This window comes from Allobosea sp. FG18 (genome assembly GCF_057809495.1).
In genome coordinates this window covers 105,073-118,721 of the sequence record NZ_JBMDKB010000019.1, presented here as the reverse complement: position 1 = coordinate 118,721, position 13,649 = coordinate 105,073, and the positions used below count along the sequence as shown (strand labels likewise).

Below are 13,649 nucleotides of genomic sequence, written 5' to 3'. Positions count from 1 at the left end.
TGCCATGAACGACGCCCCCCACCGGAACCCGGATTTCGAGACCGGCTGCATCAGCCATACCGGCAAGGTCCGCACGGCCAATGAGGACAATTTCATCCTGCGGCCGGAGATCGGCCTCTGGGCGGTCGCCGACGGCATGGGCGGGCACGAGAACGGCGCGCTCGCCAGCGCGACCGTCGTCGCGGCGCTGGAGGCGGTCGGCGCCGCCGGCTCCGCGCCAGACCTGCTCGCCATGCTCGAAGCCGGCGTGCTCAAGGCCAATGACGACTTACGCGCCGAGATCGACCGGCGCGGTGCGACCATGGGCGCGACATTGGTCTGCCTCCTGATCCACCAGCGCCATTTCGCCTGCCTCTGGTCGGGCGACAGCCGCATCTACCTGATCCGCAGCGGCATCATCGCGCAGGTCTCGCGCGACCACACCGAGGTCCAGGACATGGTCGATCGCGGCCTGCTCACCGCCGATGAGGCGAAGCGCTCGCCGCGCCGGCACATCATCACCCATGCGATCGGCGTGCATGAGACACCCGAGCTCGACCTCGAAAACGGCGAGATCGCCGATGGCGACACCTTCCTGCTCTGCTCGGACGGGCTGACCGAACATGTCACTGACGCCGAGATTCTGGCGGCCGTCGAGGCCGGCGGCGCGCAGGCCGCCTGCGACACGCTGCTCGCCCTGACGCTGGAGCGCGGCGCGCGCGACAACGTCACGGTGGTGATCGTGCGCTATCGACAGGGCGCAAGCGAAAGGACACGCTGGATGCCGAACCGATCGATGCGAGGGAGCACAACGCCATGAGCGACGACTCCGAGCGCACCGTCCTCGCACCCCGCGCCAATGCCCGCATCGGCACGAAGCTCAACGGCATCTACGAGATCGAGAGCCTGATCGCGGTCGGTGGCATGGGCGAGGTTTACAAGGGCCGCGCCATCCAGACCGGCGATGCCGTGGCGATCAAGATGATCCGACCCGACATGGCGCGCGACGACGCCGTGCTCGCCCTCTTCCGGCGCGAGGCGGCGGCCCTGCACAACCTCTATAACGAGGCCATCGTCCGCTACTACGTCTTCGCCATCGACCCGGTGAGCGAGACGCCCTATCTCGCGATGGAATTCGTCGACGGCCAGCCGCTTTCCGAGCGCATCCAGCAGGGGCCGCTCAGCGTCGAGGAAGCCGACATCCTGCGCCAGCGCGTCGGGCCGGGCCTGCATGCCGCGCACCGGCTCGGCATCATCCATCGCGACATCTCGCCCGACAACATCATCCTGCCGGGCGGCGATCCCTCCCGCGCCAAGATCATCGATTTCGGCATCGCCCGTTCCAGCATCCTTGGCGAAGGCACGGTGATCGGCTCCGGCTTCGCCGGGAAATACAATTATGTCTCGCCCGAGCAACTCGGCCTCTATGGCGGCGAGGTCTCCGGCCGCTCGGACATGTATTCCTTCGCGCTGGTGCTGGCGCAGGCCCTGACCGGCCGCGCCATCGACATGGGCGGCAGCCAGGTCGACATCATCGACAAGCGCCGCCGCCTGCCCGATCTCTCGGGCGTCGACGCACGCATCCGGCCCCTGCTCGCGCGCATGCTCGCGCCCGACCCGAAGGATCGCCCGACAGATATGGCCGAGGTCGCCAACTGGCAGGCCCCCACCCCAGGTAAGAAGGCCGCCGCCAAGGCGCCGAGCGGCAAGGCCGCTCCTGAAAAATCCGGGCGCTCCCCCCTGCCGCTCGTCGCCGGCATTGCCGCGCTCGCGCTGTTGGCGGGCGGCGGCTTCTACGCCTGGACGATGATGGGCGGCGGGCAGCCGGCGCGGGTGGCGACCAACGATCCGCCACCGCTCTCGGAACAGCCCTCGGCCAGCGCGCCGGCAGCAACGCTGAACGCACCGCCTGCCCTGACCGAAGCGCCTGCCGCGAAGACCCCGCCGGCAAGCGTTCCCCCGGCGCTGACCGAAGCACCGGCGCAGCCATCGCCCCCTGCGACGCCGGCTCCCACGGCCGAGAAGCCTCCGGCGCCATCGAGCCCACCCGCGCCGCCTCCGGTATCACAGCCTCCGGCCGCGCCCCCGCCGGCCACGCAGCCGCAGACCGGGCAGCAGCAGCCCTCACGGCCGCAGCGCCCCCCATCGGGCTCGCAGGTTGCCGTGAACACCGAGCCGCCACAGCAGCAAGCCCCCGCGCGTCCGCCCGCTGCCGAGCCCGTCAAGCCGCCAGCAGCCGTCGAGGTGAAGCCGCCGGAGCCGCCACCCGTCGCCGTCGTCATTCCGACGCCACCCTTAAGCCCGAGCGTCTCGCCGCCGCAGGTCGCCGCCATGGTGCCCGACCCTGAGCCGCGCACGCCGGCCGAGCGCATCGAGCGCTATGTCCGCGACTACGATGGCGGTTCCTGCTTCTTCCTCTGGCCGCTCGAGATCGGCGACCGCAAGGCGACGCTGGAAGGCTTCGGCAGCTCGTCCGCACCTTTCATCGCGTTCGACAGCGCGTTCAAGGCGGCGCAGGGCTTCGAGGCGCAGATCCATCTGCGGCCCATGACCGAGGCGCAATGCCCGATGGTCGATTTCCTGCGTCGGCCCGGCATCGGCATCGACCGCAGCCCGCGCGTCCAGATCGGTGCCTTCAACATGAAGAGCGGCGACATCCTCAACGGCTCGGTCGAGGCCGGCGGTGGCCAGAATCTCGATGTCGTGCTGATCGGCGACGATGGTCTCGTCTACAATCTCGCGAGCTTCATGAAGCGCGAGGGCGGCAAGGTGACCTTCAACCTCAAGCTCGAATCGACCGGCGGCGCCGCCCGCCCGCAGACCGTGCTCGCGCTCGTCACCAAGGAGCCGCTGCCGGCGCTCTCCGGCCCCAATCCTTCACCCGCGAGCGAGTTCTTCGCCAATCTGAAGCTCGATCTCGCCCGCCAGAGCGGCAAGCTGGGCCTGGGGATCAAGTATTTCCGGATCGAGTAAGGCGCCGGCCTGCGCTATCGGACCTGACTGCAGCGGCTTGCAGCGCTGCCTTTGTCATTCCGGGGCTTCGCAAGAGCGAAGAACCCGGAACCCACGACTGGGTGAGCCGTCCAAAGCCGGGATAAGAGGCCCAGCCCAGTCGTGGGTTCCGGGTTCGCGCCTGCGGCGCGCCCCGGAATGACAAGGGTGGAGGGCGGTCTCGAACAATCCGATCAATCCTCGCGATAGAGCACGCCCCACTCATCCTGCCAGACGCCGGCCTTGTCCTCGACCACGATCGGCGCCCTGATCTCGTTGGCGAGGCGGATCGCGGTGCGGAAGGCCTCCTTCGCGGCCAGCTCGTCGCTGATGAAATCATTGACCAGATGCCCGGCGGCGAGATCGGCCGGGCACAGCACATGCCCGAAGGCTTCCCCGCCACGCTGCGACAGCCTGAGCGTGATCGCATCGATCGGCGGCTCGTCCACCTGTTCGAAACGGTTGGCCGGCATGGGTCGTCTCCTTTCGATGCTCGCTGGGAGCGGATGGCCGCACGTGGCGGCAAGACGTCACTTCTTCGGTTGCGGCCGGGCGATGCCGGGCCCCTGCCCCGGCCTGACCGCGCTGTAGCGGTCGAGCCTGACCTTGATCATCTCGTTGAACTTCTTGTGGACCTCAGAGACCGTCAGCACCTTGGTCTCGCCGCCGGCATCGGCATAGAAGATCGGCCGGTTGGCCTGGGCCGGCTTGGGCAAAAGCTCGGCCGCCTTGACGCCGGGCTGCTCCTCCATGGTCTCGATGAAAGTCTGTGCCGCGTCGGGCCCGAGGAAGTGGATCAGGTAGATCTCGCCGCCGGTGAGATGGCGCCCCAGCGCCCGCTCCAGCCTGAGCGTGTCGCGCTTCAGCATCTCGGCGGCCAGCAGCGCCGAGATATAGGGCTCGCGGCGCATGTCGAGGATGCGCTGGCGCTGGGCAGCGTCGCTCACGACGAACTGCCGGCCTGACTTGCCGATCAGCTTGGCATCGGCGCCAAGACCGTGCTTCGTGCCGAACTCGTAGATCACGCCGAGCCAGGTCTGCTCGATGAACTGATAGAGCCCGGTCGCCGAGGAGGTCTGCGCCTTCACCGCCGTCGAGAACGAGGATTCCTTGTCGGCGACGGCCATCAGCAGGGTCGGGTCGGCACCGACGACCTTGCTGGCCCGCACGATGGTGTCGACGAGGTGGCGGCGGATCTTGATCGGCCCGAAAGTCAGGATCTGGTCGGGATCGCCGCTGGAGATCTGCGGCGGGGGCTGCGGTGCGCCGCTGGGCGAAACCGGTCCCGGCGGCGGCCCGCTTTGCATCTTCGGCGGCACCAGCAGGATGTTGGACGGCAGTTGCAACTGGTTGACCGGCACCTGTTGGGGCGGCGCCTCATCCTGCGGCTTGATCGCCGCGAGCGAGGGATCGTTGTCGAGGGCGAACTGCGCCGCCTGCCGCGCACCCTCCAGATCCTGCTCGACCGAGGACAGGATCAATGAGGGCCGGGCCGGCGCGTCCTTCAGTGCGGGAGCCTCGATAGCTGCGATCTCGATCCCGCGCTCCGGCTCCGGCCGCTCCTGCTGCTGGAGCCGCGCATAGGCCAATCCAAGTACCGCCGCCGCTACGCAGGCCACACCGGCTGCCACGGCTGCGATCGCCTTGCGGCCGGAGGAAGCCCTCTTCGGCCGGGCATCTGGCGTATCAGCCGTTTCCGCAGGCTTCGCGGATGAGGTTCGCGAAACCTGCGGAGGAGCGACCGCCGGTGGTGCCGCTGCGGCGGCAACCGCCTTTGCCGGAGCCGATCGCGACGGCTCCGGCACGGGCTGTCGCACAGGAGCGGGAGCGACCGGAGCCGGTGGAGGGCGCGGAGGCGGCGGGCTCGCAACCACCGGTGCCGCAACCGCTTCCGGCTTTCCCGTCACCAAATTCCGCAGCTTCTCCAGCCAACCAGCATCGCCCCGCCCGGCAAGCGTCGTGAGGTCGTCGACGAGGCGTTGCGCCGTCATTTGCGGCACGCCAGAATCGCGCGCGATCATGCCAGCAGCGGCCTTGCCCGACTGCTCTGACATCGTCTTCAGCGCGTAGAACCAGAGCTGGAGCGGCGTGCGCCGGCTTTCCAGCGGCGTCCCGGCCGCCGGATGGATCATGTAGTGGCAATGCTGGCAGGCGAAGCCGCGCAGCTTCGGGCGCGGCTCGAACTGCGCCGGCCGGCCGCAGGCGGGGCAGCTCATGCTCGTCCCGCCATGGCGCAGGCGCATCAGCGCGGCGAGGCAAGCCTCCTCCGGAAACAGCGCCTGGAACTGCCGGAAGCGCTCGCTCATTCCGCTGGCCCGCGCTCCATCGCCCCCTGCCGCAAGGTTACCCCTCGGAGGGGCGCTTCACAATCGTCACGCCCGCAGCAGCCCGAGCCGCGCGACATCCTTCAGGTGCATTGCCACCTCCTCCGCCGTCGCCCGCTCCGGCAGGCCGGGCACGGTGATGCCGGCCGCGCGGGTCTCGTCGAGGAAGGCGTTCATCGCGTCCAGCAGCATGCGCTGGTCGCGCGAGCCGTCGAGCAGGCTGACGAACTTGCGCACGACGACACCGTCGAGCTGGACGGTGCGGTGACGCAGATCGGTGACTTCGGCGGAGGTCGAGGCCTGCCAGCGCGCGATCTCGCTGGCAGCCGGCTTCTCGCTGATCGCCGTCGTCAATGGCGGCGCTTCCAACCTGATGTCGAGCAGCCCCGCCTTGAAGATCGCAATCAGGGCCTCTTCGAGCCGGGCGAGCTCACGCGCGCGGTCCGGCCCCATTTCGCCGGCCACGTCGCGGCAGGAACGTTCGACCAGCGCGTCCCAGGTGATGCTCGCCGGCCAGATCGCGCTGAGAATCCCCAACGCTGCCTTGCACAGCGGCAAATCGACCGCGAGCTGCACGCCCTCGTCGAAACTGAAGCGCTGGACGCCGGGCTTCTCATCGTCCTTGGCCGGCGCCTGCCGCGCATTGGCGGCCAGGTGATAGGGCCTGAGCGAGCCCGGACGGACGCCGCGCCTGAGCGGAATATCCGCCCGGCACAGCAGCGTCTCGCGAAAGGCCCGGCCGATCAGCAGGTCGAGCGTCTGCTCGCGCAGGGCCATCTGCTCCAGCGGCATCTTGTCCAGCATCTGCTGGGCCGGCCCCTTGGCGGCACCGTAGAGGTTCGGGAACGAGGCTTCCGCCAGAAACTGCAGGCCGTTCCGCTCGGCGACCGTGAGCACCTCGTGCAGTGCGAAGGCGCGCGCGCCGGGATTGAGATCGTCGTGGTAGAGGACGTTGTCAGGCAGCTCGTCGATCTGCTTCAGGCGCTGCCGCAATGCCGCGCCATGGAAGCTGTCGGGATCGCTGGCCTCGGCGATTTCCTTCAGGGCGGCGCGGGCAACCCGGACCCGTTCGCGCGGGTCCTCGATGCCCTTGACCGCGAAGAGCATGACGTCGCGCGCGAGATCGCGCAGCCGGCATCCGGGCAGCGCGTTGTAGCTGACATAGGCGACACCCTGCGGCGCCAGCAATTGCCCGAACAGCGCGATGATCCGTTCGCGCACCACATCCGGCACCCAGGAATAGACGCCGTGGACGATGATGTAGTCGAAGCTTCCGATCTCCTGCCCGACCACGAGGATGTCGCGTTGCTCGAAGGCGAGATTGGCCAAGCCGAGCTCCGCGGCATTGGCGCTGGCCTGCCGGATCGAGTCGCCGCTGAGATCGATGCCGAGGAAGCGGCTGCCGGGATATTGCGCCGCCATCGGGATCAGGTTGCCGCCGCGCCCGCAGCCCAGCTCCAGCACGCGCATCTTCGTCGGCAGGGCCGGGTCCATGCCGTGGAAATGGGCGATGGTCGCCAGCCGCGAGGGATGGGTCTGCGAGAAGGAATGGCCGGGATAGGCCACCGCATCATAGGGATTGATGGCTGGATCGCTCGTCATCGCCGCCCCCGCCCGGCTCCGTCCCCGGCATTCCAGCCGAAGCACCGCCCCGGCGCCTCATTCATTTGAAGGAGCGCCGCGCCCGACCCTGCGCCTGCCTAACGGCCGGAACAAGCACTCCGATACCCGACAATTAGGCCACACCGGCGCGATTACGCTTGAGAAACCGCTGCAACTGCCGCCTCCCAACATCAAGCGAAATCTGGAAAATATGCCCTCCGAAGCCTCTCCCGGATCGTGGTTCCTGAATGGCGATTTGAGTTGCTTGAACGGTCGGGTTTCGGGGAACCTCCATCAGATGGTGGACGCCCGTTCGAATCGCGCACGTCAGACAGGGTCCAGCGAGTCGTTCTTCTCGCGAAGGGGAGGCAGCATGCGGTTACATGCCCGGGCCTATGCGTATCTCGTCATCGCCCTTGCCGGGGCCATCGTCGCGCTCAGCCTCGGCGCCACGCCCGCTTTTGCCCAGAAGCGCTTCGCCTTCGTCGTCGGCAACGGCGCCTATGCCAATGTCACGAAGCTGCCCAATGCCCTGAACGACGCCAACGCCACCCGCGCCATGCTGCAGGAGGCGGGCTTCGACATCACGCCGGCGCTCGATCTCTCGCTCGCCGGCCTGCGCAGCGCGCTCGACGTCTTCGTCGACAAGGTCCGCCGCAGCGGCCCGGATACCACGGCACTGGTCTATTACGCCGGCCACGCCGTGCAGCTCGACGGCGCCAACTACATCCTGCCGACCGATATCCGCCCGCAGATCGCGACCAGCATCGCCGATCAATCGCTGTCGCTCGGCGATATCCTGCGCCGCCTTGACGGTGCCGGCGCCAAGTCGAAGATCGCGATCCTCGACGCCTGCCGCGACAACCCCTTCGCCAACCGCCAGGTCGCCCGCGGCCTCGCCCTGCAGATCGTCGACGGCGCCAACGAGGGCATCAGCAACGAGGCAGGTCTCGCGCGCGTCGATTCCGGCAGTGGCACCTTCGTCGCCTTCGCGACCTCGCCGGGCTCCACCGCGGCGGACGGCACCGGCACCAACAGCCCCTTCACCACCGCCTTCCTGCGTGAAGCGCGCGAGCCGGGCCTGGCTGTCGAGCAGATCTTCCGCCGCATCCGTCTCGCCGTCTACGATTCCACCAACGGCACCCAGATCCCCTGGGACACCTCGTCGCTGATCACAGAGTTCAGCTTCTTCCAGCGTCCGGCTGGAGCCCCTGCACCCCAGCCTGCCACCGCCGGACACGTGCCGCTGACGGCGCGTCCGACACTGGCGTCTCTGCGCGCCATGTCGCCGGCAGATGCCGCCCGCGCCGCAATCGCCTGGGACCGCAGCGACATCTACGGCAATACGCTGGCGATCAACCCCGAGGATCAGACCGCGCTGCGCCTGAACCGCATCCTCGCCCAGCGCACAGATGAACGAGCCTGGGCCGAAGCGGTGCTCGCCGGGGACGCCGAATCCTTCAGGCTCTACGCCCGGCTCTATCCGGTCTCGGATCATACCGCCGCCGCCCTGCGGCTGGCCACGACCGCGCCGAGCCGTAACCGCGTCCAGGTCGCGCAGACCTGCCCGGTCTGCCCGGCCGTCCAGCAGCCCCGCTCGCGTCGTGCCGACTACACGCCGCGCGGCGTCTCCCCCGCGAATGCCGGAGCGCCACGCCAGGCGCCTGCCTCATCGCCCCAGGGCGTCGCTCCGCAGGCTTTCGCGCCAGCCCTGCCCGCTCTGCTGCCGGAGCGTCCGCGCTGGACCGGTTTCTATGCCGGCGGCTCGCTCGGTGGTGGCCGGCAGACCGGCAACACCACCGTGACCGGCCCCTTCGGCAGCCCGACCTTCACGCCGACGACGACCACCACCACGACCGTCACCACGACGTCGCCCATTGCCGGGACCACGACGACGACGACAACGACGTTCGGCGCACCGGTCCTCGCGGCCAACGCGATCAATCCGTTGGCCGTGCCGCGCAGCTTGACACCTGACGGCAGCAGCATGGTCGGCGGTGCACAGTTCGGCTTCAACTACCAGATCGGGGCGGTCGTCATCGGCGCCGAAACCGATCTGTCGGCGACGCGGCTCGGCGGCAGCCAGACGACAGCGGCCAATCCCGGCGGGACCCGCTTCACGACACGGGCCGAGAACGAAGTCTCGATGCTGGGCACCGTCCGCGCCCGCGCCGGCTTCGTGCTCGGCGATTTCATGGTCTATGGCAGCGGCGGCTACGCCTATGGCCTCGTCGACCAGAAGGGTTCGATTTCGCCCGACAACCCCGGGAACACGTCCGGCGTCTCGGCCACGCGCTCCGGCCTCGCGAGTGGTTGGGCGCTGGGTGGCGGCGTCGAATACGCGATCATGCCGGGCATGACGCTCCGGCTCGACTACACGCATTACGACCTCGGCAACCAGAAGCTGACGCTGCAGGACTATACCGGGCTCGCCCCGACGCAATACGCGATCATGCGTGCCCGCACCTCGGGGGACATCGTCAAGGCCGGCTTCAACTTCGGCTTCTGAAGCCGGCAGACTTCCATCTCGCGACAAAGTCGGGCGCGCCGGGACCACATCTGGCGGACAACCCTTAGCGCCCCCTTGACACCAGCGGGTCCGATGGGGAATTTGGCGCCCGATGCGGGTGTAGCTCAATGGTAGAGCAGCAGCCTTCCAAGCTGAATACCCGGGTTCGATTCCCGGTACCCGCTCCATCTCCCCTGCCGTCCTGAAATCCCGGATTTCCGCCGTCGACGCGCGCCCGGCGGGGCCGTTCCGGCCGTCGAAAACGCCGGACCGACGTCCCCGTTTTCGCGACCGACGCTTCCGGGGATTACAGCGTGTCGGACGAGTCGAGCTTTCGCCCGCCCCGCGGCCCACCGAGGCTCCGGCTGGACCGCCTGAACAGGGTGGTGTGGACTGCCTGCAGGATCGGTTGCGGCTTTCCCAGAAGATAGCCCTGGGCTTCCGTGCAACCGGCTCGATCGACCGCGTCGAGCTGGTCCTGTGTCTCGATCCCTTCCGCCGTGGTCGTCATGCCGAGCTCGGCCGCCAGTGCGGCAACGGCGGTGACGATGGCGGCGCTGTCGGAATGGGCCGTCATGTCGCGCACGAAGGAGCGATCGATCTTGACCTTGTCGAGCGGGAAGAGCCGCAGATGGCTCAGGCTCGAATAGCCCGTGCCGAAATCGTCGAGCACGATGCGGACACCCAGCTCCTTGAGGCTCCTGAGAGTCCCGAGATTGCGGTTGTCGTTGGCGAGCAGCGCGGTCTCGGTGATCTCCAGTTCGAGCCGCGCCGGATCGAGCCCGGTCTCGGCGAGGATATCGCGCACGGTCGCGACCGCGTCGCCGAAGATCAACTGCACCGGCGACAGATTGACGGCAATGCGAAGATCTCCCGGCAACCGGACCGCGTCCATGCAGGCCTGCCGAATGACCCATTCGCCGAGTTCGACGATCAGCCGCGTCTCCTCGGCCAGCGGCACGAACTCCGCCGGCCCGACCAGACCACGCTCCGGGTGATGCCAGCGCAGCAGCGCCTCGAAGCCGCAGAGCTTGCTGGATTTCAGGTCGAAGATCGGCTGGTAGGAGAGTTCGAACTGCTGCTCCTCGATCGCCTTGCGCAGGTCCATTTCCAGGGCGAGGCGGGCGCGCAGGTCCTCGTCCATCGCGGCCGTGAACACGCAGCAGACCCCGCGCCCCTGCCCCTTGGCCTGATAGAGCGCGAGGTCGGCCTGTTTCAGCAGGAGGTCCGCGTCGAAACCCGGTCCCTCGGCAACGGCAATGCCGATGCTCGCCGAGATCGAGATCGTCCGCTCCTGGATGAGATAGGGCTCGCTCAGGACTTCGATGATGCGGGCGGCAAGCGCCTGCGCCTGCTGCGGCTGTTCGTGGCCGAGACTGAGGACGGCGAACTCGTCCCCACCCAGCCGGGCGACGCATCCGGTATCACGCACACAGGTCGCCAGGCGTTCGGCGACCGAGAGAAGCAGCAAGTCGCCGACGGGGTGCCCGAGCGTGTCGTTGACGTCCTTGAAATGATCGAGATCGAGGAAAAGCAGCGCGACCGTCGCGGAATCGTTCCCTTGCCGCCGCAGTGACTTCGCGATCTGGCTACGGAAGGCGAAACGGTTCGGCAAACTCGTGAGGTCATCATGATGCGCCAGGAAGCGAATGCGGCTTTCCTGTTCGAGAAGGGCCGCATTCTGCTGCCGCGCCTCTTCGGCCGCTTCGTTCGCACGCGCGTTGGCGGCGGCAAGATCCGCGAACGCGCCTTTGAGCGCCGTGATGTCGGTCCGGATTCCGACCGCCCCGCCATCCCGCATCCTCCGTTCCGTGATGAGGAGCCAGCGGCCATCCGGCAGCAGGCGCTCGATCGAGCCGCGGCCCTGGCGGTGCCAGACGGTGACGCTCTTCACGAACTCCTCGATATCGCCGGTAGCCTGGGGATACTGGCCGAGTTCGGCGCCCTTGCGGATGATGTCCTCGAAAGGCGCGCCGGCGGTCATGAAGGGGGCGCTGAGGGCATAGAGCTCGCGGTAGCGCTGATTGCACGTCACCAGACAGTCGTTCTCGTCCCACATCACGAAGCCGTCGGACATGGCCTCGATCGCGTCGTCGAGGACGGCCGAGGCCCGCGCGCGCTCGGCATCGGCCCGTTCGCGTTGGTGGATGGCAAGCAGGATAGCCCCGGCAAAGGCCGTGAGCAGCATCACGGCGATGAAAGCCGCAGTCACCGTCCTGTCGCGGTCATGGCGCCAGTCCGCCAGGACCACCGTGCTCTTCGCGCTCAGGACGACCCGGATATCGCCATAGAGTGAGCTTCTGACGACGTTGAGCGTGCTGGTCGCGCTCTTCCTGTCTCCGATCATGAAGGCTTTGCCGTTCACCGCCTGCTCGGGCAGCGGCACGGCGCGGGGCTTCCCGATCAGCAGTTCATCATGTGGCAGCGTCGCCACGATCTGGCCATTGGCGCGTTCCAGCGAAATCTGCGTGCCGGCGCCGATGCCGGCTTCCCCCAGGAGCTTCATCAGCGTGTTGAGGGGGACTTCCGCAACGGGGATGATGCCGTGCCAGGCCGGAATCCGGCGCGCGACATAGAGCGCCCAGTCGCCGGTGACGGCATTGCGGAGCGGCCCGATCAGGTTCGTCGGCCTGCGCCCGACCATTGCGACATCCAGCGGCAGCGGATGTCGCGCGCCGCTCGGCTTGGCGGAGGCGACGATGCTGCCGTCCGGCCCGACGAGCAGCAGGTCGCGAAACGCCATCGTCTGGAAATTGAGACCGCGCAGCAGCCGGCTGGCGTCGTCTCTCTGGCCGGGGCCGATCTGCGCGACATCGAACAGGGTCGGAAAACTCGCCAACGCCCCGTCGACCTGCAGCAATTGCCGGTCGAATGCATTCTCGACGGCGACGGCCGCGCCTTCCAGGGATTGCTCGGCGGTGCGCCAGGCGGCCACCTCCCTCTGGCGAACCAGATTGGAGGCGCCGAAAGCCGCTATCGCCATGATGGCCGCCATCCCCGCGACCACCATGAGTTTAAGACGCTTGATCATTGATCCTCATCGAGGGGCGGCGAGTCACGGCGTCCGGGGCTCGATGGCATGGAGCGGCTTGAGATAGGTGTTCCAGGCCGAGACGCAGTCCTGGCCGCAGCGCTCGAACCAGCGCGGCAGGACGACTTCCGCCAGGAGACGTCGGCGCGTCGCGTCCGCCGGCAGGGCCGGCACCACGCTCATCGGCCGCTCGGGCTTGCCGGAGCAGGTTTCCGTTCCGGCATTGCAGGCGAGGCCGCGCTGCGTATCGGCTTCCGTCTGCGACCAGATCCGCTCCTCGAGCCGGCTCACGCCCTGCCGGATGATGTCGCGCACATCGGCCGGTAGCGCGTCCCAATACGCCCCATTGGCTCCGAAGATCGAGACACCCCAGTTCAGCGCGAAGGCGTGAACGGCGACGGCGACGCGCGGCAGACCGATCTCATAGCCGCTCAACGTGCCGGTGATCGCACAATCCGCCACCCCATCGCGCAAGGACGCCGCAATCTCGGCAAAGGGTAGGATGATCGGCACGGCGCCCATCGCTGCCATCAGCTCGGATTGCGCAACCGACGCGGTGCGTATCTTCCGGCCAGCGAGATCGTCGAGGCCCTTGAAAGGCTTGGTGCAGAACAGGACCTGGGCGGGCAAGGCATAGATCCCGAGAAGCTCGATATCGTAACGCTCGCGCACGACCTCATGCAGATGCGTCCGAAATGCTGAGACGGTACGGCGTAGCGTTGCGACATCGGGGTTCAACACGGGAAGATCGACAGCACTGAATTCCGGCTCCTCACCAGCGATGGCGCTGAGCTGGGCTGTACCGAACGACACGACGCCGAGGCGCATCAGCTGGAGCATCTCCTGATTGCGTAAGCCACCCGCATCGAGCGGCCGGATCGTTGCACTGATCCGCCCCTTCGACAGCGTGTTGATCTCCGATAGCCAGAAGGGCTGTTCGATCTTGGTGTACTGGGTGATGCCGGCGAGCCCGCCGATGATCTGCAGCTTGATCGGCTCTTCGGGGGGCGTCTTGGCCGAAGCATAGCAACCCGCGAAACCGAGCAGAGCCGCGACAGCCGCAATCACAGACTGCACGCTGCGGCGCGGGCGAGATGTGATGGCGTTGCCGCAGGTCTTGGCCATCTCCCCCCCGGTGGTAGCCCTGTCTGATCGGGGTGATATTCAGCCTCGGCAGTTAACCGCGGTTGAATCGGACGTCGGAGTTCGAGCG

General features: G+C 67.8%; 8 protein-coding genes and 1 tRNA gene. 4 read left to right on the top strand and 5 right to left on the bottom strand.

The features are described from left to right. Positions 1–4 precede the first annotated feature (4 nt). Both ACODTJ_RS20645 and ACODTJ_RS20640 read left to right on the top strand, forming a co-directional pair. On the top strand, positions 5–799 hold the full coding sequence (locus ACODTJ_RS20645; RefSeq protein ID WP_454656560.1) for a PP2C family protein-serine/threonine phosphatase: 795 nt from the start codon (positions 5–7) through the stop codon (positions 797–799). Further along, positions 796–2,952 carry a serine/threonine-protein kinase gene (locus ACODTJ_RS20640; protein ID WP_454656559.1) on the top strand — a complete coding sequence of 719 codons (2,157 nt, stop codon included), beginning with the start codon at positions 796–798 and terminating at the stop codon, positions 2,950–2,952. Before ACODTJ_RS20645 ends, ACODTJ_RS20640 begins: the two co-directional genes overlap by 4 nt. A gap of 212 nt (positions 2,953–3,164) precedes the next feature. Here the strand turns inward: ACODTJ_RS20640 and ACODTJ_RS20635 are convergent, their stop codons facing one another. The 3 genes from ACODTJ_RS20635 to ACODTJ_RS20625 form a co-directional block, all read right to left on the bottom strand. Further along, positions 3,165–3,443 (bottom strand): hypothetical protein, encoded by a 279-nt coding sequence (locus ACODTJ_RS20635; protein ID WP_454656558.1) that lies wholly within the window; start codon positions 3,441–3,443, stop codon positions 3,165–3,167. 57 nt (positions 3,444–3,500) lie between these two features. Next, positions 3,501–5,276 carry a transglycosylase SLT domain-containing protein gene (locus ACODTJ_RS20630; RefSeq protein ID WP_454656557.1) on the bottom strand — a complete coding sequence of 592 codons (1,776 nt, stop codon included), beginning with the start codon at positions 5,274–5,276 and terminating at the stop codon, positions 3,501–3,503. Between the two features lie 66 nt (positions 5,277–5,342). Then, positions 5,343–6,896 carry a methyltransferase regulatory domain-containing protein gene (locus ACODTJ_RS20625; protein WP_454656556.1) on the bottom strand — a complete coding sequence of 518 codons (1,554 nt, stop codon included), beginning with the start codon at positions 6,894–6,896 and terminating at the stop codon, positions 5,343–5,345. Positions 6,897–7,269: 373 nt separating this feature from the next. On the opposite strand from ACODTJ_RS20625, the gene ACODTJ_RS20620 reads away from it, so the two are divergent. Beyond that, complete coding sequence (locus ACODTJ_RS20620; protein ID WP_454656555.1) at positions 7,270–9,405, top strand: caspase family protein; 2,136 nt, start codon at positions 7,270–7,272, stop codon at positions 9,403–9,405. Positions 9,406–9,519: 114 nt separating this feature from the next. Further along, positions 9,520–9,593 (top strand) — tRNA-Gly (locus ACODTJ_RS20615). 119 nt (positions 9,594–9,712) lie between these two features. Here the strand turns inward: ACODTJ_RS20615 and ACODTJ_RS20610 are convergent. Next, the gene (locus ACODTJ_RS20610) at positions 9,713–12,436 is read right to left on the bottom strand and encodes a bifunctional diguanylate cyclase/phosphodiesterase (protein WP_454656554.1); all 2,724 of its coding nucleotides are present in this window, start codon (positions 12,434–12,436) and stop codon (positions 9,713–9,715) included. A gap of 24 nt (positions 12,437–12,460) precedes the next feature. Further along, positions 12,461–13,561, bottom strand: coding sequence for a TRAP transporter substrate-binding protein (locus ACODTJ_RS20605; protein ID WP_454656553.1), 1,101 nt, complete (start codon positions 13,559–13,561; stop codon positions 12,461–12,463). Positions 13,562–13,649: the final 88 nt, after the last annotated feature.